Source organism: Aestuariibius sp. HNIBRBA575 (assembly GCF_040932005.1).
In the GTDB taxonomy this organism is placed as follows: domain Bacteria; phylum Pseudomonadota; class Alphaproteobacteria; order Rhodobacterales; family Rhodobacteraceae; genus CANLNM01.
Genome location: NZ_CP162414.1, coordinates 2,009,498 through 2,032,383, shown reverse-complemented (window position 1 = coordinate 2,032,383; position 22,886 = coordinate 2,009,498). Strand labels below are relative to the sequence as shown.

Sequence of the window (22,886 nt, the reverse complement as noted above, 5' to 3'; positions counted from 1 at the left end):
ATTTGGTTCGTTTTAGGCAATCAGGTTGGAATTCAGTTACAATCCCAATTTGGCCGCGACCATTTCATTCACAGCCTTTGGATTGGCTTTGCCTCCGGTCGCTTTCATGACCTGACCGACAAAGAAACCAACCAGTTTGGGGTTCTGTTTGGCCTTTTCAACCTGCGCCGGGTTTGCCGCGATGACAGCATCAACAGCCGCTTCGATGGCGCCGGTATCTGTGACCTGTTTCATGCCGCGATCTTCCACGATCTGGGCTGGGTCACCGCCTTCGGTATAGACGATTTCAAACAGGTCTTTGGCGATTTTGCCGGAAATGTCACCCTTGGAAATCAGCGCAATGATGCCGCCCAACTGGTCCGGAGAAACGGGGCTGTCGCCGATGACGTGGTCTTCTTTTTTCAGGCGACCGAACAATTCGTTGATCACCCAATTGGCGGCCAGTTTCCCGTCGCGACCCTCAGCCACGGCTTCGAAATAGGCGGCGTTTTCGGCTTCGGCGGTTAGGACCGAAGCATCATAATCCGACAGGCCGAAATCGGCGATGAACCGCGCCTTTTTGGCGTCAGGCAATTCGGGCAAAGTCGCGGCGATGTCGTCGATAAACGCCTGGTCGAATTCCAGCGGCAACAGATCGGGGCAGGGGAAGTAGCGGTAATCATGCGCTTCTTCTTTGGACCGCATTGACCGGGTTTCGTTTTTATCCGGATCATACAGACGTGTTTCCTGCGTGACCTCACCGCCATCCTCGACGATGGCGATCTGACGACGCGCTTCGACGTCGATTGCGGCCTGAATGAACCGCATCGAATTCATGTTCTTGATTTCGCAACGTGTGCCCAGATGGCTGAAATCACCCGTTGCTTGGTATTTTTCATACTGGCCCGGCTGACAGATGGACACGTTCACATCCGCGCGCAGGTTGCCGTTTTGCATATTGCCATCACAGGTGCCCAGATAGCGCAGGATTTGACGCAGCTTGCCCACATAGGCGGCGGCCTCTTCTGGGCCGCGAATGTCGGGGCGTGATACGATTTCCATCAACGCCACACCAGTTCGGTTCAGGTCCACAAAGGACATGTTGGGGTCCATATCGTGGATGGATTTCCCGGCATCCTGTTCCAGATGGATCCGTTCAACCCGCACCAGACGGGCCGTGCCATCGCCCAATTCCACCAACACTTCGCCTTCGCCCACAATCGGGTGGTAAAGCTGCGAAATCTGATAGCCCTGCGGCAGGTCTGGGTAGAAATAGTTTTTGCGATCAAAGGCGGAAAATTTGTTGATCTCAGCCTTGAGGCCCAGACCCGTGCGCACAGCCTGTTCGACGCAACCTTCGTTGATGACGGGCAACATGCCGGGCATGCCCGCATCCACAAAGGCCACGTTTGAATTGGGTTCGGCCCCAAACAGGGTCGATGCGCCGGAAAACAGTTTTGCCTGCGTGGCAACCTGCGCATGTACCTCTAGCCCGATGACCAATTCCCAATCGGATTTGGCCCCTTGGATCACCTTGGGTTTTGGAGCGTCATAAGTCAGGTCAAGCATTGCAGCATCCTTTGGTTCGGCACAGCTTTGGCACGATGTTCAGCGGTGGTTTTATGAGGGCTGGGTTAGGCGTGCAAGAGGGCATGGGCGGAGTGCCGCCAAAGTTTCGATGTTTTCAGCGGTTTGATTGCGCGTTTGCCGGGTTTTGGGCCAGTCTGCCCCAAATAAGGAGCGTGACATGATGGGGTTCAAAGGTGCGATAGGTGTGATGGCCCTGTCTGTTTTGATGGCATGTGGTGGGGGGCGTGGTGATATTGCGCAAACACCTGATCAATCTGGGCCGGTTGCAACGCCGATGCGCTGGGATCATTTGCCAAATGGGGCGGCTTGGACGCAGACGGCGTTTGCGGCGTTGGACGATCAGGGCGCTGCATTGTTGACGCTCGTGCCTCAGGATATCGACACATGGTGCCCGGCCTATACAGGTGGAACCACACAGATGCGACGCGCCTTTTGGACGGGGATGTTATCCAGCCTCGCCAAACACGAAAGCACATGGCGACAGGACGCCGTTGGGGGCAATGGCCGCTGGTTTGGATTGGTTCAGATCGCGCCTGCAACCGCACGGGGCTATGGCTGCGCGGCCGGATTGGGGGCAGAGCTGAAAAACGGACATGCCAATATCAATTGCGCCATCCGCATCTGGGCCCATACCGTGCCGCGCGACGGTGTTGTATCCGCCGGATTTCAGGGCATCGCCGCCGATTGGGGCCCGTTCCATCAAGCCAGCAAACGCCAAGACATGCGCAACTGGATCCGCGCGCAACCCTATTGTGCGCAGCCTTAGGTCGCCCATTTGCAAATTTGGCAAATGAAAAGACAATGACTCAATTTTATTGAAAAATGGGGCCAAACCCGTCATAGAGGCGCGCATGTCTGTATCGCGTACCATCCTTGGGGGGATTGTTGCGGCATGTGTGATGATGGGAACTGCCATTCCTGTCATCGCCAACACAGCGCCCGACAGCCCAGATTTAACATCTGAAACACGCCCGTTTTCGCGCGATGACGCGATTGTGCTGCGCGTGGCGGCGCAGCGCGCGGCTTTGGCCGGGTATCGCCCGGCTGCGCGCCCGACATTCATGTTGCGCTATCCACCCCATGCCCCAAATGAGGCCCCGGCGATCCGCCCTCTGGCGCGCAATGATTATCACCCGCCCGCCCGTTGGGATCATCGCCCAGGAGGCGAGGTTTGGACCCGCGCGGCCCTGTCATCGATTGTCAGCCACGGCAATGGGTTGGAAACCTTGGTGCCGCGCGACATAGACGCTTGGTGCCCCGGCTATACTAACAATTCACCTGAATTGCGCCGGGCGTTTTGGGTTGGGATGATGTCATCCCTGGCCAAACACGAAAGCACATGGCGACCCGAAGCCGTGGGCGGAGGGGATTTGTGGTATGGATTGCTGCAAATCTATCCAGACACAGCGCGGCGGTATGGTTGTTATGCCCGCACGGGAGCGGATCTAAAGGATGCGACCGACAATCTGTCCTGCGCGGTGCGGATCATGGCCGTCACGGTGCGGCGCGACAATGCAATCGCGGTGCGGGATACACGCTGGCGTGGTGTTGCGGCGGATTGGGGGCCCATGACAAACCGATCCAAAATCGCGGAAATGTCGGCTTGGACACGGCAGCAACCCTATTGCGAACGCCAGTCCGGCCTAACCGCCAGCCTGCGGCCGCAATTGCGTCCAAACGGATTGAACCCCACGTCGCTGCCGATTGTCGACGCCGTTTCAACACGCGGATAATGCATCACAATCGCAGCAACGGTCTGCGGGTCGCACGCACCAGTGACACATCTGGTGCCTCTGTCCCACCAAGGGCTAGGGTGGCTTGGCGCAACATTTCAATCCCGTCTTCGGATGATTTAGGCAGTGCGTTCGGCAGAATGGGCGCGCCGAATGTCACGTGAAACGGTTGGCGATCCTTGTTCAGGGTTTCATGAAACAACGTGATATCGCGCAACGTCGGATGAACCAGATCAAACAGGTAAAACAATGCGGAATTGCGCGCGCGAATGTTGACGGGAATGACCGGCAAGTGAAATTTGCGCGCCAGCATCGCCGCCGAGGCCATCCATGGACGTTCGATCAATTGCAGCCCACGGCGTTTGGCCAGACGTCCTGACGGGAAAATCACCCCGATACGTCCTGCGGCAACTGCGCGCCGGGTAAACGCCATGGTTTCGCGGGTTTTGCCGTGGCTTCGCTTTTCCTGACGCCATTCCACCGGGGCGATGAAATCGGCCATTTGCGGAAGGATACGCAGGATGTCACGGTTGGCATAGAAAAAGGCGTCTTTGCGTACCTTGGTCAGCAGATGCTGTAATATGATACCATCCGCGATGCCGGTCGGGTGATTGGCCACAATCAGCGCCGCCCCGTTGCGCGGCACCTGCGCCATCCCCTGCGCACAAACGTCCTGGGCCAGACGCCGCCCCATGTGATCCATGATGTCCTGCGATGGCATATGTTCCAGCGACTGGGCGATTTGCACCGTTTCGCGATATGACAAGGCATCATTCAGTGCCGCACGCATAATCCGCGTTCCCAGCCTGTCAGAGCTCAGCCATGGGGCGCGTTCATGGATTAAAGGGTCGATCCGATCTTGCATGATTGTTCACACCACGGGCATGTAACAGCCCCATGATGGGAAAATGACAATCCGTTAAGGATCAGAATGTGCGGGCGGGGTTAGTGTAATTTGAACCCACGACGAATGTCGTTGATCGCTTCGCGCTGGGCGCCGGATAAATCCTCAGTTGTGATGCCTTTTAGGATCGTCAAAAGCGGTTCAAACGAATTCGCGCCATCCAGTTTGAACAAGACGCGCGCCAGACGGGTGATTGCGGGCTGGGGGCCTTGGCATTCGTTCATCAGCCACCGCCCCAAAATCTGCAATTCGCTGGAATCCTGCGCGCTGACCCGCAGGGTTGAACGCAATTGCACGTCCAACAATCCGCGTTGTTCTTTGGTTGGCAAATCATCAAGTTCCAAAAACGCAATTGCGATCGTCGCAATGGCAAGTTTGGGGTCCTCGATACTGTCGGCGGGGTGGGTGTTGCTGCGACGCTGAAACCCAAACCGACGCGCCGCGAGCCGCACATCATTGGCCACACCTAGCAAATCATGGGACAAATCCGCTGCGTTTTTCGCCCGGTTCACAAAGAAATAAACAGCGGCAAGCCCACCTAAAACGGCAATAAGTATCGGCATCTGAAATTCACTCTTCCTAAAAAACTTTTTACCGGCAGGGCCAAATTACCCAAGCATTCGCCCGACCATTTCCGCTAGATCACGGCTTAAATTATCTTTGGCCGCAATACGCGATAATGCCTCTTGGATCAAGGCTTTGCGCCCGTCATCATAGCGTTTCCACGTTTCAAACCCGGTGGATATCCGGGCTGCAACCGGTGGGTTCAACGCATCCAGCAGGATCAGTTGGTCGGCCAGCAATGCATAGCCAGCCCCGGATTTATGGTGAAACCCGGCCGGGTTGCTGATCATCGCGCCAAATACGGACCGAACCCGATTTGGGTTCTTTAGATCGAAATCGGCGTGTTTGGTCAGCGACAGGGCCGTTGCCGCGGTTTGATCGGGGGCGGCACAGATCACCTGAAGGCTGAACCATTTATCCATGACCAACCGTTCCTGCTGCCATTGCTGCTGAAACGCGTCCAAGGCATCCTGCCCTTTGCCGATGGACAACAAACAAGTCAGCGCGGCCTGTTGTTGGGTCATGTTGTCGGAGGTTTCAAATTGCGCAGTCGCCGCTTTGCCCGCATCGATTTTGCTTAGATAGGACAGGACCTGATTGCCAAGCGCGCGTTTGCCAGCATCAGCAGCGTCAGGCGAATAGGGGCCGGTGATGGTGCAATCGGCCTGAACCCGAACCAGCGTATCCTGTAGATTTTCAGCGATATGCAGCTTTAACGTTTCATGGGCGTCATAGATCGCTTGCGGGTCCGGCACATACCCGTTTGCGTGCAAATCCTGCGCGGTGTCTTCTTGGCTCGGAAGGGCCAAAACCAATGCCTGATAGGCGGGATCCAATTGCGGGTCGCGCAAAACGGATCGCAAACCTTCTATAAATGCAGAATTTGGGCTGGCATTGGTGGTGACCATGTCGCGTAATACGTCCACCGCCAGCGCACGTCCCGCGTCCCATTTGTTGAACGGATCCGTGTCATGGGCCAACAAAAAGGCGCGTTCTTCTGGGCTGGTGTTGCGTTTCAAAATGACGGGGGCAGAAAAATCCCGCAGGATTGACGGGATGGGACGGTCCTGCAGCCCGTCAAATTCAAAACTTTGTTCCGGCTCGGTTAGTTCACAAATCGTGGTTTTATGGGTTTCAGTCCCATCAGGGCCAAGCAACCCAACAGCAATTGGAACCACATGTGGCGCCTTGTTAGCTTGTCCGTTTGTGTCTGGAATTTCTTGTTTGAAATGAAGCTGATATGTGCCGTTGTTAAAGCTATCGGTCACGTGAATTTGTGGCGTGCCAGCCTGCGCGTACCAGCGCTTGAATTGGCTCAGATCACGGCCGGTGGCATCCTCAAACACCGCGAGCCAATCTTCGATTGTGGCGGCGTCCCCGTCATGGCGATCAAAATACAGATTGAGCGCCTTTTCATAGTTTGCATCCCCCACCAGAGTTTTAAGCATCCGGATCAGTTCAGCGCCTTTTTCATAGACGGTGATCGTATAAAAGTTGTTGATCTCAACAAAGCTTTCGGGGCGCACCGGATGGGCAAGCGGTCCGTTATCTTCGCGGAACTGACGACTGCGCAACAGGATCGCATCCTCAATCCGTTTCACAGGCGCACTGCGCATGTCACCGGTGAATTGTTGATCGCGAAATACTGTCAAACCTTCTTTGAGACAAAGCTGAAACCAGTCGCGACATGTGATCCGGTTCCCGGTCCAATTGTGGAAATATTCGTGGGCGATAACGGCTTCGATACGTTCAAAATCCTTGTCCGTTGCGGTTTGCGGACTGGCCAGAACCAAGGCTGAATTGAACAGATTGAGCCCCTTGTTTTCCATCGCCCCGCCATTAAAGTCATCCACGGCGACGATGTTAAACAGGTCCAGATCATATTCGCGCCCATAGACCTCTTCGTCCCAGGTCATTGATTTCTTTAACGCTTCCATGCCCCAGGCGCATTTGTCCTGATCCCCCGGTCGCACCCAAATGTTCAATTCCACGTCGCGCCCGGATCGTGTGGTGAATTGGCCGGGATAATTCACCAAATCCCCGGCAACCAGCGCAAACAGATAGGCCGGTTTGGGCCATGGGTCATGCCATTCTGCCCATCCATCCCCGGCGGCCACTGGATTGCCGTTGGACAACAAAACCGGCGCGTCGCTTTCGATGCGGACGGTGAAAACGCTCATGACGTCGGGGCGGTCGGGGTAATAGGTAATCCGGCGGAACCCTTCGGCTTCGCATTGCGTCGAATACATCCCGCCCGACATATACAGCCCTTCGAGGACCGTGTTTGCGGCCGGGTTGATTTCGACGATCGCCTCAAATGTGAACGGTGCGTCGGGCACGTCACAGCGCAGCCCGTCAGCGGATAAATCCGGCGTGATGGCTTTGCCGTCAATCGCGGCAGAAATCAGGCTAAGTTCCAGGCCATGCAAGAAAAAATCACGCGACACTGCAGCGGGATTGGGGACAAACCGAATTTTGGAAATGACTCGCGTCGCCGTCTTTGACAGCTGAAACGTCAGATGAACATCCTCAACCAAATAGGCAGGGGGGGTATAGTCGCTAAGATAGATTTTCTGAGGGGCGTCGACGTTCATCTGGGGCTCGCTGATTTACCATATGAGCCGAGCTTAGGGTGCCACCAGAAAAGCAACAAGTGGGGATGTTGAGGGGCGTGTCACTGCATTGTTTTGAATTGGTCATTTTTTTTGACCACGTTGTTGCCTATCGGAAACTTTTGTTCTATTCCGTTCGGAGAATAGGAGAAAACCATGACTGAACGCGTCGAACGAAGTGGGCTCAAAGTTGCCAAATTGATGGCAGATTTCATTGAAAACAAAGCGTTGCCGGGAACCGGCGTTGCGGTTGACGCATTTTGGTCAGGGTTTTCAGAGCTGGTGCATTCAAATGGCCCAGAAAACCTGCATTTGTTGGAAAAACGCGCAGATTTGCAGCGCCAGATTGATGAGTGGCATCTGTCACATCGCGGGCAGCCCCATGACCCCGCAGCGTATCAGGCGTTTTTGAACCATATTGGCTATTTGGTTCCAGAAGGGTCGGACTTTTCGATTGAAACCGAAAATGTGGACCCTGAAATTGCTCAAATAGCCGGCCCGCAACTGGTGGTTCCGATCATGAATGCGCGGTTTGCGTTGAACGCGGTGAATGCCCGTTGGGGCAGTTTGTATGATGCGCTCTATGGTACGGATGCGCTGGGGGACCTGCCGGCTGGCAAAAACTATGATCCCGCGCGCGGCGCGAAAGTGATCGCATGGGCCAAAAATTTCTTAGATCAGGCGGTTCCACTGCAATCCCAAAGTCATGCGGATGTGACACAATACACCATTCAGGATGGGGAACTGTCCCCCGCGCTAACAGATCCGAACGCCTTTGTTGGGTATCGGGGGGATGCCCAGTCGCCGTCATCTGTTTTGTTGAAAAACAATGGTTTGCACATCGAAGTTGTGATCGATGCGACCAGCGACATTGGCGCAGATGATCCGGCAAATATCAGCGATATCCTGTTGGAATCCGCTGTTTCGACGATCATGGATTGCGAAGATTCCGTCGCCGCCGTGGATGCCGAAGACAAGGTTTTGGCCTATACAAATTGGCTTGGCCTGATGACTGGAAATCTTGAGGAAAGCTTTGAAAAAGGGGGCCAAGTCGTCACGCGGCGCATGAACCCGGATCGGGTTTTCACCGGGCCAAAGGGCGATGATGTCACCCTGAAAGGCCGCGCGTTGATGTTGGTGCGTAATGTCGGCCATCTGATGCGCAACCCGGCGATTTTGGACAGGGACGGCGCCGAAATTGGCGAAGGTCTGATGGATGCGATGATAACCACCCTTATCGCGATGCATGACCTGCAACGGGGTGGTGGAAACTCTACAAAAGGGTCCGTTTACGTCGTAAAACCGAAAATGCATGGCCCCGAGGAAGTCGCCTTCGCGGATCAGATATTCACGGGGGTTGAGGCGGTGTTGAACCTGCCACAAAACACCGTGAAAATCGGGATCATGGACGAAGAACGCCGCACGTCGGCGAACCTAAAGGAATGTATTCGCGCGGCAAAATCGCGGGTCGCCTTTATCAATACCGGGTTTTTGGATCGTACCGGTGATGAAATCCACACCTCTATGGAAGCAGGGCCCATGGTGCCCAAAGGTGAGATGAAAAACGCTGCTTGGATTGCGTCTTATGAGGATCGAAATGTGGATATCGGGCTGGCGTGTGGGCTAAAAGGCCGGGCACAGATCGGCAAAGGTATGTGGGCCATGCCCGACCTGATGGGCGACATGCTGGCGGCCAAAATAGGCCACCTGCAGGCTGGTGCGTCCTGTGCCTGGGTGCCGTCGCCTACGGCTGCGACGTTGCATGCGACCCATTACCATCAAATTGATGTTTCGGCGCGGCAGGATGAACTGCAATCCGGCGGCGCGCGCGGTTCCTTGGACGATTTGCTAACCATTCCCACCGCGCAACAGGATCGTGTGTTTTCAGACGCGGAAAAGACCCAAGAATTGGAAAACAATGCCCAAGGTATTTTGGGCTATGTCGTGCGTTGGGTGGATCAGGGGGTTGGGTGTTCCAAAGTGCCTGACATTCATGATGTTGGCCTGATGGAAGATCGCGCAACTTGTCGGATTTCGTCGCAGGCATTGGCGAATTGGCTGCATCATGGCGTGGTTTCTGAGGCGCAGGTGCGCGCCGCATTGGAAAAAATGGCATTGGTGGTTGATGCGCAAAATGCCAACGATCCCAGCTATTTACCAATGGCGCCGGGCTATAATTCAATAGCGTATCAAGCAGCATGCGATTTGGTGTTCCAGGGGCGTATCCAGCCTTCGGGATATACCGAACCGGTTTTGCATCAGCGGCGTCTGCAGAAAAAGACCCAAGCATAACACTTTAGCTTCATCCAATAAGGATATGAAATATGGCGGAAATTTCTTTAAATCGTGCACGTACTATCATTCGTAAAACGTTTGAAAAAGGCAAAGAACTGGACCTAAAACCGCTTTCTGTTGTGGTGCTGGATGCAGGTGGGCATGTCAAAGCGTTTGAACGTCAGGATGGGGCTGCGCCGGGGCGGTTTGCAATCGCACATGGCAAAGCCTATGGGGCGGTTATGCTGGGTATGCCTGGATCGGCCCAGATGGCGCGCGCCGAGGCGCAGGGCTATTTTATGAATGCGGTGAATGGGGTCTATGGCGGACAAGTGGTGCCAGTGCCCGGAGGGATTTTGGTGCAGGACAAATCTGGAAAAACCGTTGGGGCGATTGGGGTTACCGGTGATACATCCGACAATGATGCAATTGTCGGATTGGCCGGAATCGACGCGGTGGGCCTAACTGGATTGGCGTAAACGCACCGGTAAACGTTTATATCCCCGCAATCCCACCCGCTTTAGCAGCGGCAATTCCGCCTGTTTGAGGGTGGGTTGGATTTCGGGGAAACGTTCAAAAAGAGTTTGCAACGCCACCCGCAATTCCACCCGCGCCAGTTGCATGCCTACACATATATGTGGCCCATATCCGAACCCGATATGGGGATTGCGGACGCGATCAGGTTGAAACTGGTCAGGATCCGTAAACCTGTTTGGATCCCGGTTCGCTCCGATAAGCAATAGGACGATTTTATCCCCAATTTCAAACTCATGGCCGCTAATGTTAATGTTGTTTTTCGCATAGTGGATATTGGTCAACATCACGGGTGACTCGTGTCTCAGCACTTCTTCAGTAAAGGCATTCCACCGGCTTGGGTCATCTTTGAACGGGATCACATTTTCTGGTGTGTCGAGCATATGCGCGATCGCAAACCCCATCAGATTGGCGGTGGTTTCATGGCCCGCGACAAACAGCGCCATTACCATGGCCAGCAATTCATCGTTGCTCAGGCGGTCTCCGTTTTGTTCGGCCTGCACCAAATCACTAATCAAGCCCGGTCGCGGATTTTGCCGCACATTTTCAAATTCCGTGCGAAAATACCGTGCTATGCGCCAAATACCGGGCAGGGCGCGCGCAAAGCTAGGCCCCCCGGAAATCTGCGTCATCGGATTAACCCAGGCGGCAACTTTGGCGCGGTCCGCCTCTGGGATGCCCATCACATCGCAAATCACCAACATCGGGATTTTCTGACAATAGGCCCCCATTAGATCCACCTCTTGGGTCAAAGGCATCTGGTCCAATAGCTGATTTGCGATCTGTTGAATGGCCGGAATACGCGTTTCCATGGCCGTTTTGGTAAAGGCAGCGGTCACCAAATGTCGCAATCGAATATGTTCTGCGCCATCCAGCTGGGCAGGATTCCTAAGAAGAGGGCGCAAAAACGGTGGCATCCACCAAAACGTCTTGGCCATGCTGCGCCCGGTTGCATTTTTGGTGTTGCGGGCAAAATTTTCGGTGTCTTTCAAAACCTGACGCGCGGTTTCATCATTGGTCGTGGCCCAAACGACACCGACCAACGGCAGCTTGACCTGAACAAATGCGCCTTGGGTCTGTAATGCGCGCAGTTTCGGACCGGGATTGCGTAAAAAATCGGTATTATTGAGGTCGTGAACCATATTCGCATCCAAATTATTCATGTGCGCCAATGCAGAGGGTATTCATCAACGGTAAGGGTTTTCTGTCTATCAACATAGGTCTATGTTTTGACAGGAAGTATAAGGATGGACGCGTGCGACCTGTTATTGGAATTATTGGCAATTCATATCTGATCAACGATGAATACCCAACCCATGCGGGGGGCACGATGAATTCCTGTGCGATTTCGCACGTGTCAAATTGTGCGCCAATGATCATCCCCGCCAGCCCGGACGTGGTGCAGGTCGACGAATTGCTGTCGATATGTGATGGGTTTTTGTTTACGGGCGGGCGCCCGAATGTACACCCATCTGAGTATGGCGAGGCAGAGACTGAGGCGCATGGTGATTTTGATCGTGGGCGGGATGCAATTACGTTGCCGTTAATCCGGGCCTGTGTGGAGCGTGGCCAACCCATTTTAGGAGTGTGTCGTGGGTTCCAAGAGGTGAATGTCGCCATGGGCGGGACGCTTTATCCGGAAATCCGCGATCTGCCGGGCCGCAGCAATCACCGCATGCCGCCTGATGGGACGCTCGAAGAAAAATTTGCCCTGCGTCATGTGGTCAAAGTCACGGAAAATGGCCCGTTTCATACCCTGTTTGGTGCAACCGAAGTTTTAACAAACACCTTACATGGCCAAGGGATAAAACAGCCCGGCCCGAGGGTGGTTATTGATGGGCACGCCCCCGATGGCACCCCCGAAGCGATCTATATTCAGGACGCACCGGGATTTACCATGTCTGTACAATGGCATCCGGAATGGAATGCAGCCAATGATCCGGTATCGCGCCCTTTATTCGAAGCGTTTGGGGATGCGGCGCGCGCCTTTTCTGCGCAGCGATCAACCCAAAACGCGGTCCTACAGCGCAGCGCCTGATCTGACGGCGGTAAAAGTTTCGGAAATGTTTCGTGGATCATGCTTGCTCTTGGTCTGGGGATTGGGCACTGATAGCGCAAACATATCCGTAATAGCCGTTTGAGGATTAGCCGATGAAACGTTCGCGCATCAATGACATCATGGCAGAAGCCGATGAAATGATCCGATCCTTTGGGTTTGTTCTGCCGCCTTGGGCCTATTGGTCGCCGGATGAATTCAAATCCCGCAAAGACGAAGCGCGCGCCGTTATTGATGCGCGCAATGGCTGGGATATTACTGATTATGGTGCTGGGCGTTACGACGAGATGGGCTTGTTCCTGTTTACGCTGCGCAATGGCCGTTTGGCCGATCTGCAACGCGGCGGCGGGATGTGCTATGCGGAAAAACTGCTGATTTCCAAACAAGATCAACTGTCCCCGATGCACACACATGTGATCAAAGCCGAAGACATCATCAACCGGGGCGGCGCCACCATGGTGATAGAGCTGTTTGGCTCGGATGCGGATGGGAATTTTGATGAAACTGCGGGGGGGACAGTGTTTTGTGACGGGATCCGCCGAGATTTTGCCCCCGGTGAAAAGCTAAAATTTGCCCCCGGTGAAAGCGTGACCCTGATGCCCGGCGATTGGCACGCATTTTGGGGCGAAGGCGGGGACGTTCTGATCGGAGAAGTGTCGACAGTTAATGATGACGAAACCGACAATGTGTTCCGTGACCCAATTGGCCGATTTGCCGACATCGAAGAGGATGTCGCGCCCACTCATTTGCTGGTCAGTGACTATAAAACATGGCTGGCCTGATCCGCGTTTTGGTCTAACCGGACAGAATCCCGGTTGTACCCATTCAAACCCATTCTCAGAATGAACCAAATCGTAAACGTTTGTTTGCGTTTTCACCTTTTCTTGGTGTGTTTGTTATCAAAGGGGTGCTTGCGCTTCCTGTTGGGGAGGGTATCTTCGCGCTAAAGAACCCTTTGGGACGCTGCCCGTGACGTCTTTTGCCAAAATGCCGATTTCTAAATGGATTGATGTGCCGCCTGTTTGGCTGGCCGGTGCAATTTGTGTGGCGTGGTTTGTCGGTCAGGCGCAGCTGTTCCGTCTTAGCTTTGGCGGGGCGTGGTCCGATTTTTTAGGCGGCATTGCGATTGGGGGCGGGGTGATCCTGATCCTTTTGGCGTTTGTGGAAATGCGCAAAATGCGCACCACCGTCATTCCCCACCAAGAAGCGGCGCGACTGGTCACATCAGGAATATTCAAACGCACCCGCAATCCGATCTATCTGGGGGATGTTTTGATCTTGCTGGGGGTGATTTTGCGCTGGGATGCGGTGGCGGCTTTGCCATTGGTTCCTGTGTTTCTATGGTGGATCGAACGTCGGTTTGTCATCCCCGAAGAACGCGGTCTGCGGACAAAGTTCGGTAAGGTGTTTTTTCAATATAGTGAAAAAACGCGACGATGGGTTTGAATTGCTGCGTTGCAGCGGGTATAGGTGGGTAATTGTGCTGCGTCTGCGCGATCCATTTGGCAATATTATTTCGCGGTGAATGCCGCGAAGCTAGCAAGGGAAGGGGAACGTTCCGTGAAAATCGGTGCTCCAAAGGAGACTTTCGAAGGCGAAAACAGGGTCGCAATGACACCTGCATCCGCCAAAGATCTGCAAAAACTGGGATATGATTGCGCGATTGAAACCGGGGCCGGTTTGGCCGCTGGGTTTTCTGACGCGGATTATGCTGCGGCAGGTGTGGAAATCGTAAAAACCGGGGCGGCGCTTTACAAAGCCGCTGACATTGTCGCCAAAGTACGCCAGCCAGACGCGACGGAAATGAAGCGTTTGACCGAAGGTCAGACATTGATTTCATTCTTTAATCCGGGTGCCAACGAAACCGGGATGGAAGCCGCCAAAGCCAAAGGCGCCAACGTAATTGCCATGGAAATGGTGCCACGGATCAGCCGCGCGCAGAAAATGGATGCGCTGTCATCCATGGCCAATATCGCCGGCTACCGCGCGGTGATTGAGGCGGGCAATAACTTTGGACGCTTCTTTACCGGTCAGATCACAGCGGCGGGCAAGGTGCCCCCGGCCAAGGTTCTGGTTGTAGGCGCGGGCGTGGCCGGATTGGCTGCGATCGGCACATCCACATCACTGGGCGCGATCACGCTGGCCTTTGATGTGCGTCCCGAAGTGGCCGAACAGGTCGAATCGATGGGCGCTGAATTTGTCTATCTGGACTTTGAAGAAGATCAGGCAGACGGTGCGGCCACAGGTGGTTACGCCGCCGTGTCATCGCCTGAATTCCGCGAGGCCCAGCTGGCCAAGTTCCGCGAACTGGCCCCCGAGGTTGATATCGTCATCACCACGGCGCTGATCCCCAACCGCGAAGCCCCAGAGCTGTGGACCGAAGACATGGTCGCCGCGATGAAGCCCGGTTCGGTGATTGTCGATCTGGCTGCGGAAAAGGGCGGCAATTGCAAATTGACCGTCATGGACGAAAAAATCGTCACAGATAATGGCGTGACCATCGTTGGTTACACCGATTTCCCATCCCGGATGGCCGCGCAGGCATCGACGCTTTATGCGACCAATATCCGTCACATGATGACTGACCTGACCCCTGAAAAGGACGGTCAGATCAATCACGACATGGAAGACGACGTAATCCGTGGCGCGACTGTAACCTATGCAGGGGAAATCACATTCCCACCGCCACCACCCAAAGTGCAGGCCATCGCAGCCAAACCCAAAGAGGTGGTGCCAGAACCAACTGCTGCGGAAAAACGCGCCGCAGAAGACGCCGCATTCAAGGCGCAGACCAAACAGCAGGTCATTCTGTTGGGCGTCGGTGCTGCGTTCCTGCTGGGCGTTGGATTGGTGGCTCCGGCCAGCTTTATGCAGCACTTTATCGTGTTTGTGTTGTCTGTGTTCATCGGCTTCCAGGTGATCTGGAATGTCAGCCACAGCTTGCACACACCGCTTATGGCTGTGACCAATGCGATCTCTTCGATCATCATTCTGGGCGCTCTGATGCAAATCGGATCGGGCAGTTTCCTGGTGATCTTACTTGCCGCGCTTTCGGTCTTTATGGCCGGGATCAACATCTTTGGCGGCTTCCTCGTGACACGGCGCATGCTCGCCATGTTCCAGAAATCTTAAGGGGGCCGGAAGTATGGATTTTGGTTTTACAACAGCGGCTTATGTCGTTGCAGCAGTCCTGTTCATTCTGTCCTTGGGCGGATTGTCAGGTCAAGAAAGCGCAAAACGCGCTGTGTGGTATGGCATTGTCGGCATGGCGCTGGCGGTGTTTGCAACCCTGATCGGCCCCGGCTCGGGCCTGTGGTTCCTGTCGCTGGTGCTGATCGGCGCCGGTGGGGTGATCGGCTATATGGTCGCCACCAAGGTACAGATGACAGAAATGCCGCAACTGGTCGCCGCGATGCATTCGCTGGTGGGTCTGGCCGCGGTTTTTGTCGGCTTTATCGCCCATATTGAACTGGGCCGTGTCATGGCCATGGATGCCGAAACCCAAAAAGGTCTGGACGGGTTCGCAGCGTTATTGGCCAAAAAAGACGCCGTCGAAATCGCCATCCTGCGGGTTGAGCTGTTCCTTGGCGTATTCATTGGTGCGGTCACCTTTACCGGGTCGGTCATTGCCTATGGAAAACTGGCAGGCAAAGTGACGACCTCGGCGGAAAAACTGCCCGGTGGGCATATGCTGAACGCAGGCGCGGCGGCATTGTCGGTGATCTGTCTGGTCTGGTACTTCAACACTGGCGGGTTCTTTCCGCTGTTTGTGATGACCTTGGCGGCGTTGTTCATTGGCTATCACCTGATCATGGGGATCGGCGGCGCGGATATGCCGGTGGTAGTGTCCATGCTGAACAGCTATTCCGGCTGGGCGGCTGCGGCGATTGGCTTTAGCCTCGGCAACGATCTGTTGATCGTGGTTGGCGCGCTGGTTGGTTCGTCCGGTGCGATCCTGTCTTACATCATGTGTAAGGCGATGAACCGGTCCTTTGTCAGCGTGATCTTGGGCGGCTTTGGCGGCACTGCTGGTCCCGCAATGGAGGTCGAAGGCGAACAGGTCGCGATCGAAGCGGACGGCGTTGCCACGGCCTTGGATGAGGCCGACAATATCGTGATCATTCCGGGCTATGGCATGGCGGTGGCGCAAGCCCAGCAAGCCGTGTCTGAGCTGACCAAACGTTTGCGCGACAAAGGCAAAAACGTGCGGTTTGCGATCCATCCGGTTGCGGGTCGTTTGCCCGGTCACATGAACGTTCTGCTGGCCGAGGCAAAGGTGCCTTATGACATCGTGCTGGAAATGGATGAAATCAACGATGACTTCCCGGAAACGGATGTGGCCATCGTGATCGGGTCCAACGATATCGTGAACCCCGCCGCCCAAGAAGACCCCAACAGCCCCATCGCCGGTATGCCGGTTCTGGAATGCTGGAAGGCGAAACAAGTGTTTGTTTCCAAACGCGGGCAGGGCACCGGTTACTCCGGTATCGAAAATCCGCTGTTCTTCAAAGAAAACACACGCATGTTCTATGGCGACGCCAAAGACAGCCTGAACAAATTGCTGGGTCTGATCGAATAATCGACAGTCACCTAACATCAAAAAACGCCCCGGTTTCGCGACCGGGGCGTTTTGCGTTTATGGCCTTACGTTTTTGATCCTGCGTTGATGGATTAGGCCGCTTGGCGGGCCTGCGCGAGGGTGGCCACACGTTCACCATAGGTGCGCGCACTGATCAGATCCCCGGCAAAGGGGCCTTCTTCGGGGGAGGCATCCGATGGGGACGTGGCCAGTGGCCCAGCTGATCCGCCAAAGTGGTTCATGTCAGCGGCGGTATTGGCTTTGGTATTGGCGGGCATCTGGTTCAGGCTGACCCAGAGGCCGCCATGCTGCGCTGCCAAGGTCTGAAACCACGCCATGGTCATGCCTTTGTCACCGCTGGGGGACCCGGAATTGGTAAAGCCGCCAAACAATTTGTCCTGCCATGCACGGGTAAACCAACGTTGCGCGCTGGTATCTGCAACCTTTTTAAACTGCCATGCGGCATTGCCCATATAGGTCGGGCTGCCAAACAGGATCGCATCTGCGCCGTCCAGCGCATCCCATGCCTCATCAGGCAGCGTTCCATCCTCAGAAATGGGCCAGAGCCGCGCCTGATCTCCGGCCCCTTGTGCGATGGCTTCTGCCTGTTTTGTGGTGTGGCCGTAGCCTGAAAAATAGATGATTTCGATCTTTGCCATGATGTGATTCCTATCGTTGGATCGTGTTACATCACCTCAGTTAGGGGCTTTACTTACTTTTCGTAAGGAGGTACTTTTTCGTAAGTAATACTTTCATTTTCGTAACTGTTGCGAGCAAGCGCCATGCCAATTGATGCCAATAATCACCTTTGTCCGATGGACCCTTTGCTGCGGCTGATTTCTTCTCGTTGGACCAGCTATATTGTCTGGCAATTGCAAAACCATCCGGGCATTCGGTTTGGCGCTTTGCAAAATCAGGTACCGGGGATTTCGGCCAAAATGCTGACGGAGCGGCTGCGGGAACTGGAAAATGCTGGGCTGGTGACGCGTCACATTGAACCCACACGACCGCCACAAGTGTCCTATGAATTGACCGAACAGGCGCGGGCGTTGCGCGGGGCATTGGATGCGCTGCACAAGGTTGCCGAAGATTGGAAACAGCAGGGCTGGAGCGCTGATACCGGGTTCCCGCAAAAGGCCACACTGCCATCGTGAGTTGAGTTTTGGTTTATGGCGTAAGGTACTGAATGTGTTGGCGAAACTACGGTTCGCGATGTTTGATTTAAGGGGTGGATGGATCGTGGTATACAGTCGTATCCCACTAACCCCTTGCAAAACATAATAAAAATTCTTTACAGATTGTGGATTTCCCCTAGTTTGGCGGGACCTGCCGCTACGGAAACCCGCTATGAATTCCAACAATGATCATCCCAAACGTTATGCAATGGCCAATGAATTGCATGCGCGCCCTTTTCCTTTGATCGCAGCGCCCGGTCGGGCGGCCTATCTGGCGATCAAGCCCGCGCGAAATGCTGCAGGGCGGGATCGGGATGCAGACCGGGCGCATCTGATCGCGTTGTTGGATCGCTTTGGCGCACCGCATCCCCAACCCAATGCCACGCATTATTCTGGGCAAATCGGCCGACATATCCTGAAATGGGAAAGCCACACAGAGTTTGTGACATATACCATTCACTGTGATGGCGTGGCGGATGATCCTTTTAATGCGGCCACGTTCAAATTGTTCCCCGAAGAATGGCTGGCCCAAGCGCCGGGCGTTCGGGTCACATCCGCCTTGATCCGGATTGAGCAACTGACAGACGACACAGGCATCCCGGAAAAAACCAGAGCATGGTTTGTGCCCGAAAGTCTGGCAATGTCACGGGTGCTGGACGATGATTTGGTGGTTGGGGCTGATTTTCGCATCGACGAAGCCGGACATATGCGTTTTGCGGTTTTTGTGCGCCCTGAATGTGGGGCCCGTCGGGTGGGACGGGTGGTTCAGCGTCTGTGCGAAATCGAAACCTACAAAGCCATGGCCATGTTGGGGTATTTTCAGGCAGGTGAATTGAACACCAAAATGGGGGCCATTGATGCGCGCCTGTCAAAGCTGATGGAGGAAATTTCCGGCACCGCACCAGAGGTTACATTGTCGGCTTTGATTGATGTCTCTGCAGAACTGGAAAATCTGAGCGCAAAATCATCGTTTCGATTTGGGGCAACCGGGGCCTATGAAACCATTGTGAACCAACGCGTTGCTGTGCTGCGCGAACAACGGTTCAAAGGGCGTCAGACCTTTGGCGAATTTATGATGCGCCGGTTTGATCCCGCCATGCGCACCGTCGCCAGCACCCAAGATCGCCTGCAAGTCATGGCCGATCGTGCCCGTCGCGCGGGGGAATTGCTGCGCACACGGGTGGATGTGGAACGGTCTGCCCAGAACCAAGCTTTGTTAGAAAGCATGGACAAACGCGCCGATTTGCAGCTGCGATTGCAACAAACCGTCGAAGGATTATCCGTCGTTGCGATCAGCTATTATGCTGTGTCTCTGGGGGCTTATGCGCTGTATCCGCTGGGGAAATGGGCAGGGATCAGCAAGGAATTGATCACCGCAGGGCTGGTTGTCCCTGTTTTGGTTCTGGTTTGGCTGATGGTCCGGGCGATCCGAAACAAATTCCATTAAAATGGCATGCGATTGCAATTGCTGACGGGGGGGCGATGCTTTGAAAACCTCGTTTTCAAATGGACACCTCACGCCGCAAAATGAACTTCTGTTTGCCCCCCTGACATTGCCTTGTGGGGTGGTGTTGAAGAACCGGATCGTGAAATCAGCCATGTCTGATTCCTTGGGGGACGGGACCGGGCATCCTACAGTTTCGCAATTTCGGCTTTATCAACGCTGGGCTTCTGGCGGTGTTGCCGCGTCAATCATCGGAGAGGTGCAGGGGCAGCCCGGTTTTGCTGAAAAGCCCGGAAATTTGGTGCTGAACGCCGCGGCTGATCTGGATCGCTTTCAAACATTGGCCGCCTCGGGGCGTGAAAATGACGCGCAGCTTTGGCTGCAATTGGGGCATGCGGGCGCGCTGTCATATGCGCCAACCAGCTGTGCCAAAGGACCAAGCGCGCTTGATTTACCCGGACTGAGCTGTGCAGCATTGTCCACAGACGACATTGCACAAATCCCAGCTGAATTTGCGCAAACGGCCCGTTTGGCGCAACAGGCTGGGTTTGGTGGCGTTCAGGTCCATGCGGCCCATGGTTTTTTGCTTAGGCTAGTTTTTGTCGCCGTTGTTTAACAAACGACAGGATAGCTATGGTGGCACAATTGCCAATCGTGCCCGGCTTTTGCTGGACACAATCATCGCGATCCGGGACGTAGTCGGGCCCAATTTCCCAATCGCGGTGAAACTTAACGCGACGGACCAACTTGTCGGAGGGTTCAGCGAAGAAGACGCGGGGTGGGACTTGGATATTCGCCGGGCCATAAAAGATTATGACGCCCGTGATCAAAAACGCACCCGTATTTGGCAACAGCACTTTGGAGATCCCAAAAACTAGGTTGGTCACAAAGCTGTTGAACGGGTCCGATAAGAGGGGGCAATGACCCAGTCGTTTTCAATCCGAATTGCAGATACTGACGATTCAGAGCGGATTCTGGATTTGTTGGCGCATTTGACTTTGGACGACACGCGATGTCCACCTGACGTCGCACATAAAAACCTGACCAAGTTGATGGCATTTGACGGCTCTTGTGTGTTTATCGGGGAAGTTGCGGGCATTGTCGCGGCCACCTGCATGTTGATTATCATCCCCAATTTGACCCGCAGCGGCGCGCCCTTTGCTGTGATCGAAAATGTTGTTACCCATCCCGATCATCGTGGGGCGGGCTATGGGACCCAGATTTTGGACGCCGCATGTGCGCGCGCTTGGCAACATGATTGCTATAAAATCATGCTGAGCACCGGTTCGAAAAATCCCACGACATACGCATTTTATGAACAGGCCGGGTTCGAACAATCACGCACCGGGTTTCAGAAACGCCGCATTGCGCCGCGCGCGGATTAAAAACGCCAGCTGCAAATCGGGGCAACTGGCGTTTTTGTTGGTCACATAGTGGGACCTAGCCCGGTGTCACAGACCACGGATCCGCGGATCCAGCGCATCGCGCAGCCCATCGCCGATATAATTCACCGACAGCACGGTCAGCGAAATCGCCAGACCCGGCCAGATCACCCGTTCGGGATATTGCTGCATAAAGTCACGAGCATCAAACAGCAGGCGGCCCCATGTCGGGAAATCTGGGGGAAAGCCCAGCCCCAAGAAGGACAAAGCGCTTTCGGTGATGATCGCGTTGGCAATCCCTAACGTGGCCGAGACCATGATCGGCGACAGCACGTTGGGCAGGATATGCCGCATGATCATCCGCCCCGGCCGGGTGCCGATGGACCGTGCGGCCAGCACAAATTCCCGTTCTTTGATCGCCAAGACATCGCCGCGCACAATCCGCGCGGTTGGCATCCATGATGTCACCCCGATGGCCACGACGATCAGCAGGAATATCCCCTGTTCCGGGCCAAAGGCGGCGTTCAGGCTGTCGCGAAACAGCATCACCATGACCAATAGCAACGGCAATAGGGGCAGGGCTAAAAACAGGTCGGTCAGGCGCATCAACACACCGTCCAACCGTTTGAAATACCCCGCAACAACCCCAATCAACGTGCCAAGGAACAGGGCCAGCAACATGGCCGTCATCCCAACGGCGACCGATGTTTGCCCACCTTTCATCATGCGGGCCAGCGTGTCCCGCCCCAATTGGTCCGTGCCAAACGGATGCGCCCAGCTGGGCCCCTGATTGCGCGCACGAATGTCGATATAGGTCGGGTCGATGGACCAGATAAATGGCCCCAGAAACACGCCTCCGACGATCAGGATGAAAAAGGCCGCGCCAATTAACGCGCCTTTGTGGGATTTGAACTGGTCCCAGACGTCCCACCATTGGTTGCGGACCTCGGGCATCTGCGTTTGATCAGTCATAGCGAATCCTCGGGTCCAGCACGCCATAAAGAAGGTCGGCAATCAGGTTGAACATCACAATCAAGAAGGCAAATAAGAAGGTGATTGTTTGCACGGTCGGCATGTCATTGGCCTGAATGGCGACAATCAGATATTGGCCGATGCCGTTCACTTTGAACACTTGTTCGGTGATGATCGCCCCGCCAAAGATCGACGGAATACCCAGCGCAATCACCGTCACAACCGGGATCATCGAATTGCGCAAAACATGCACCATGACCACGACGCTTTCGGTCAGGCCTTTGGCGCGGGCGGTGCGCACGTAATCTTGGTTCAGGTTATCCAACATGGATGCACGCATGAACCGGCTGATCTGTGCCGTGGTTTGCAACGCCAGCACCATCACGGGCATAACCATCTGACGGGCTTGTAACTTAAAGCTTTCCCAATCAACCACTTGCAGCGTGGTATCATAGATTGAGGGCAACCAGAAAATACTGTCGCGCGGGATCAAAACCGAAAAGATCACAATCGCCAGAACACCGGAAAAGAACGGTGGAACGGAATAGCCAACCATGGACACAAAGGTCCCAACCTGGTCAAACACCGAATATTGGCGATAGGCGGAAATGATGCCGATGGGCAGGGCGATCAGCACCCCAACCACATATGACAGGCCCACAACCTTTAGGGTTTGGGGCAGGCGTTCCAGAATAGTGTCCATCACCGGCGCGCGGGTTTGCCATGAAATCAGCCGCGCTGATTCAGGGGCATCCACCCAGCCCAGATCCGCCAGATAGAACATCGGTTCGGTCCAGACGATCTGTTTGAGCCATAAAACATAGCGAATATGAACAGGTTCCCCGAGCCCGAGGCTCTGACGGATTTGTTCGCGAACTTCGTGCGAGATCGTCAACGGCAGGTTCGCCGTCGGATCACCGGGCGCGAGGTCCAGCAAAAGGAAAATGATCAACGAAATGAAGATCAATGTCGGGATGGCCATGGCCAGCCGTCGGATTGCAAAATTCAGCATCAGGTCCCCGGAATGCCGCTTTGGGCGTTGGTCTTGGTCAGATGCCCCGGTTCAAATGGTAAAACCGGGGCATCCA

The 22,886-nt window shown here is 54.8% G+C and carries 22 protein-coding genes; 14 read left to right on the top strand and 8 right to left on the bottom strand.

Annotated elements, in window-relative coordinates; genetic code table 11:
• Positions 1-36 precede the first annotated feature (36 nt).
• Positions 37-1,548: an Asp-tRNA(Asn)/Glu-tRNA(Gln) amidotransferase subunit GatB gene (gene gatB / locus AB1F12_RS10250; RefSeq protein ID WP_368184040.1), complete on the bottom strand. Its 1,512-nt coding sequence runs from the start codon at positions 1,546-1,548 to the stop codon at positions 37-39.
• 178 nt (positions 1,549-1,726) lie between these two features.
• On the opposite strand from gatB, the gene AB1F12_RS10245 reads away from it, so the two are divergent.
• Together AB1F12_RS10245 and AB1F12_RS10240 are read left to right on the top strand one after the other, a co-directional pair.
• Entirely contained in the window at positions 1,727-2,335 is a 609-nt protein-coding gene (locus tag AB1F12_RS10245; RefSeq protein ID WP_368184038.1) for a transglycosylase SLT domain-containing protein, read from the top strand.
• Positions 2,336-2,420: 85 nt separating this feature from the next.
• Positions 2,421-3,302 (top strand): transglycosylase SLT domain-containing protein, encoded by an 882-nt coding sequence (locus tag AB1F12_RS10240; RefSeq protein ID WP_368184035.1) that lies wholly within the window; start codon positions 2,421-2,423, stop codon positions 3,300-3,302.
• A gap of 4 nt (positions 3,303-3,306) precedes the next feature.
• Here the strand turns inward: AB1F12_RS10240 and AB1F12_RS10235 are convergent, their stop codons facing one another.
• The 3 genes from AB1F12_RS10235 to pepN all read right to left on the bottom strand — a co-directional run bounded on the left by AB1F12_RS10235 (position 3,307) and on the right by pepN (position 7,364).
• Positions 3,307-4,167: a 1-acyl-sn-glycerol-3-phosphate acyltransferase gene (locus tag AB1F12_RS10235; protein WP_368184033.1), complete on the bottom strand. Its 861-nt coding sequence runs from the start codon at positions 4,165-4,167 to the stop codon at positions 3,307-3,309.
• An 80-nt stretch (positions 4,168-4,247) separates the two neighbouring features.
• The gene (locus AB1F12_RS10230; protein WP_368184032.1) at positions 4,248-4,769 is read right to left on the bottom strand and encodes a hypothetical protein; all 522 of its coding nucleotides are present in this window, start codon (positions 4,767-4,769) and stop codon (positions 4,248-4,250) included.
• A 45-nt stretch (positions 4,770-4,814) separates the two neighbouring features.
• Complete coding sequence (gene pepN, locus AB1F12_RS10225) at positions 4,815-7,364, bottom strand: aminopeptidase N (RefSeq protein ID WP_368184030.1); 2,550 nt, start codon at positions 7,362-7,364, stop codon at positions 4,815-4,817.
• 174 nt (positions 7,365-7,538) lie between these two features.
• Here pepN and AB1F12_RS10220 point away from each other — a divergent pair, with 174 nt between their 5' ends.
• Positions 7,539-9,674, top strand: coding sequence for a malate synthase G (locus tag AB1F12_RS10220; RefSeq protein WP_368184028.1), 2,136 nt, complete (start codon positions 7,539-7,541; stop codon positions 9,672-9,674).
• A gap of 32 nt (positions 9,675-9,706) precedes the next feature.
• On the top strand, positions 9,707-10,135 hold the full coding sequence (locus AB1F12_RS10215) for a heme-binding protein (protein ID WP_368184026.1): 429 nt from the start codon (positions 9,707-9,709) through the stop codon (positions 10,133-10,135).
• On the opposite strand, the gene AB1F12_RS10210 is transcribed toward AB1F12_RS10215, so the two are convergent.
• Positions 10,118-11,332, bottom strand: coding sequence for a cytochrome P450 (locus AB1F12_RS10210; RefSeq protein WP_368184025.1), 1,215 nt, complete (start codon positions 11,330-11,332; stop codon positions 10,118-10,120). The two genes, AB1F12_RS10215 and AB1F12_RS10210, sit on opposite strands and share 18 nt — an antisense overlap.
• Before the next feature lie 113 nt (positions 11,333-11,445).
• Here AB1F12_RS10210 and AB1F12_RS10205 point away from each other — a divergent pair, with 113 nt between their 5' ends.
• The 5 genes from AB1F12_RS10205 to AB1F12_RS10185 all read left to right on the top strand — a co-directional run bounded on the left by AB1F12_RS10205 (position 11,446) and on the right by AB1F12_RS10185 (position 16,825).
• The gene (locus AB1F12_RS10205) at positions 11,446-12,228 is read left to right on the top strand and encodes a gamma-glutamyl-gamma-aminobutyrate hydrolase family protein (RefSeq protein WP_368184023.1); all 783 of its coding nucleotides are present in this window, start codon (positions 11,446-11,448) and stop codon (positions 12,226-12,228) included.
• A gap of 113 nt (positions 12,229-12,341) precedes the next feature.
• A complete protein-coding gene (locus tag AB1F12_RS10200; protein WP_368184021.1) occupies positions 12,342-13,028 on the top strand; it encodes a D-lyxose/D-mannose family sugar isomerase in 687 nt (228 codons plus the stop codon).
• Between the two features lie 187 nt (positions 13,029-13,215).
• Positions 13,216-13,692 (top strand): isoprenylcysteine carboxylmethyltransferase family protein, encoded by a 477-nt coding sequence (locus tag AB1F12_RS10195; protein ID WP_368184018.1) that lies wholly within the window; start codon positions 13,216-13,218, stop codon positions 13,690-13,692.
• Positions 13,693-13,806: 114 nt separating this feature from the next.
• A complete protein-coding gene (locus AB1F12_RS10190; protein WP_368184017.1) occupies positions 13,807-15,378 on the top strand; it encodes a Re/Si-specific NAD(P)(+) transhydrogenase subunit alpha in 1,572 nt (523 codons plus the stop codon).
• A gap of 13 nt (positions 15,379-15,391) precedes the next feature.
• Positions 15,392-16,825, top strand: coding sequence for an NAD(P)(+) transhydrogenase (Re/Si-specific) subunit beta (locus tag AB1F12_RS10185; RefSeq protein WP_368184016.1), 1,434 nt, complete (start codon positions 15,392-15,394; stop codon positions 16,823-16,825).
• Positions 16,826-16,917: 92 nt separating this feature from the next.
• Here AB1F12_RS10185 and AB1F12_RS10180 read toward each other — a convergent pair whose 3' ends face one another.
• Positions 16,918-17,484, bottom strand: coding sequence for a flavodoxin family protein (locus AB1F12_RS10180; RefSeq protein ID WP_368184014.1), 567 nt, complete (start codon positions 17,482-17,484; stop codon positions 16,918-16,920).
• A gap of 123 nt (positions 17,485-17,607) precedes the next feature.
• On the opposite strand from AB1F12_RS10180, the gene AB1F12_RS10175 reads away from it, so the two are divergent.
• From AB1F12_RS10175 to AB1F12_RS10155, 5 genes are all read left to right on the top strand, one after another.
• Positions 17,608-17,979 (top strand): winged helix-turn-helix transcriptional regulator, encoded by a 372-nt coding sequence (locus AB1F12_RS10175; RefSeq protein WP_368184013.1) that lies wholly within the window; start codon positions 17,608-17,610, stop codon positions 17,977-17,979.
• A gap of 193 nt (positions 17,980-18,172) precedes the next feature.
• Complete coding sequence (locus AB1F12_RS10170; protein ID WP_368184012.1) at positions 18,173-19,447, top strand: DUF3422 family protein; 1,275 nt, start codon at positions 18,173-18,175, stop codon at positions 19,445-19,447.
• Positions 19,448-19,565: 118 nt separating this feature from the next.
• The gene (locus AB1F12_RS10165) at positions 19,566-20,060 is read left to right on the top strand and encodes a hypothetical protein (RefSeq protein ID WP_368188346.1); all 495 of its coding nucleotides are present in this window, start codon (positions 19,566-19,568) and stop codon (positions 20,058-20,060) included.
• Complete coding sequence (locus tag AB1F12_RS10160) at positions 20,044-20,322, top strand: hypothetical protein (protein ID WP_368184010.1); 279 nt, start codon at positions 20,044-20,046, stop codon at positions 20,320-20,322. The genes AB1F12_RS10165 and AB1F12_RS10160 overlap by 17 nt, the downstream gene beginning before the upstream one ends.
• Positions 20,323-20,364: 42 nt before the next feature.
• Positions 20,365-20,829 (top strand): GNAT family N-acetyltransferase, encoded by a 465-nt coding sequence (locus tag AB1F12_RS10155; protein ID WP_368184008.1) that lies wholly within the window; start codon positions 20,365-20,367, stop codon positions 20,827-20,829.
• Between the two features lie 66 nt (positions 20,830-20,895).
• On the opposite strand, the gene AB1F12_RS10150 is transcribed toward AB1F12_RS10155, so the two are convergent.
• The gene (locus AB1F12_RS10150) at positions 20,896-21,798 is read right to left on the bottom strand and encodes an ABC transporter permease (RefSeq protein ID WP_368184006.1); all 903 of its coding nucleotides are present in this window, start codon (positions 21,796-21,798) and stop codon (positions 20,896-20,898) included.
• Complete coding sequence (locus AB1F12_RS10145; RefSeq protein WP_368184005.1) at positions 21,791-22,810, bottom strand: ABC transporter permease; 1,020 nt, start codon at positions 22,808-22,810, stop codon at positions 21,791-21,793. Before AB1F12_RS10145 ends, AB1F12_RS10150 begins: the two co-directional genes overlap by 8 nt.
• Between the last annotated feature and the right edge of the window lie 76 nt (positions 22,811-22,886).

Coding starts and splice junctions, on each gene's coding strand:
- AB1F12_RS10170 (WP_368184012.1), top strand. CDS start 18,173: ATGAATTCCAACAATGATCATCCCAAACGTTATGCAATGGCCAATGAA.
- AB1F12_RS10155 (WP_368184008.1), top strand. CDS start 20,365: ATGACCCAGTCGTTTTCAATCCGAATTGCAGATACTGACGATTCAGAG.
- gatB (WP_368184040.1), bottom strand. CDS start 1,548: ATGCTTGACCTGACTTATGACGCTCCAAAACCCAAGGTGATCCAAGGG.
- AB1F12_RS10240 (WP_368184035.1), top strand. CDS start 2,421: ATGTCTGTATCGCGTACCATCCTTGGGGGGATTGTTGCGGCATGTGTG.
- AB1F12_RS10150 (WP_368184006.1), bottom strand. CDS start 21,798: ATGACTGATCAAACGCAGATGCCCGAGGTCCGCAACCAATGGTGGGAC.
- AB1F12_RS10245 (WP_368184038.1), top strand. CDS start 1,727: ATGATGGGGTTCAAAGGTGCGATAGGTGTGATGGCCCTGTCTGTTTTG.
- AB1F12_RS10200 (WP_368184021.1), top strand. CDS start 12,342: ATGAAACGTTCGCGCATCAATGACATCATGGCAGAAGCCGATGAAATG.
- AB1F12_RS10210 (WP_368184025.1), bottom strand. CDS start 11,332: ATGGTTCACGACCTCAATAATACCGATTTTTTACGCAATCCCGGTCCG.
- AB1F12_RS10230 (WP_368184032.1), bottom strand. CDS start 4,769: ATGCCGATACTTATTGCCGTTTTAGGTGGGCTTGCCGCTGTTTATTTC.
- AB1F12_RS10145 (WP_368184005.1), bottom strand. CDS start 22,810: ATGCTGAATTTTGCAATCCGACGGCTGGCCATGGCCATCCCGACATTG.
- AB1F12_RS10180 (WP_368184014.1), bottom strand. CDS start 17,484: ATGGCAAAGATCGAAATCATCTATTTTTCAGGCTACGGCCACACCACA.
- pepN (WP_368184030.1), bottom strand. CDS start 7,364: ATGAACGTCGACGCCCCTCAGAAAATCTATCTTAGCGACTATACCCCC.
- AB1F12_RS10215 (WP_368184026.1), top strand. CDS start 9,707: ATGGCGGAAATTTCTTTAAATCGTGCACGTACTATCATTCGTAAAACG.
- AB1F12_RS10220 (WP_368184028.1), top strand. CDS start 7,539: ATGACTGAACGCGTCGAACGAAGTGGGCTCAAAGTTGCCAAATTGATG.
- AB1F12_RS10185 (WP_368184016.1), top strand. CDS start 15,392: ATGGATTTTGGTTTTACAACAGCGGCTTATGTCGTTGCAGCAGTCCTG.
- AB1F12_RS10175 (WP_368184013.1), top strand. CDS start 17,608: ATGCCAATTGATGCCAATAATCACCTTTGTCCGATGGACCCTTTGCTG.
- AB1F12_RS10235 (WP_368184033.1), bottom strand. CDS start 4,167: ATGCAAGATCGGATCGACCCTTTAATCCATGAACGCGCCCCATGGCTG.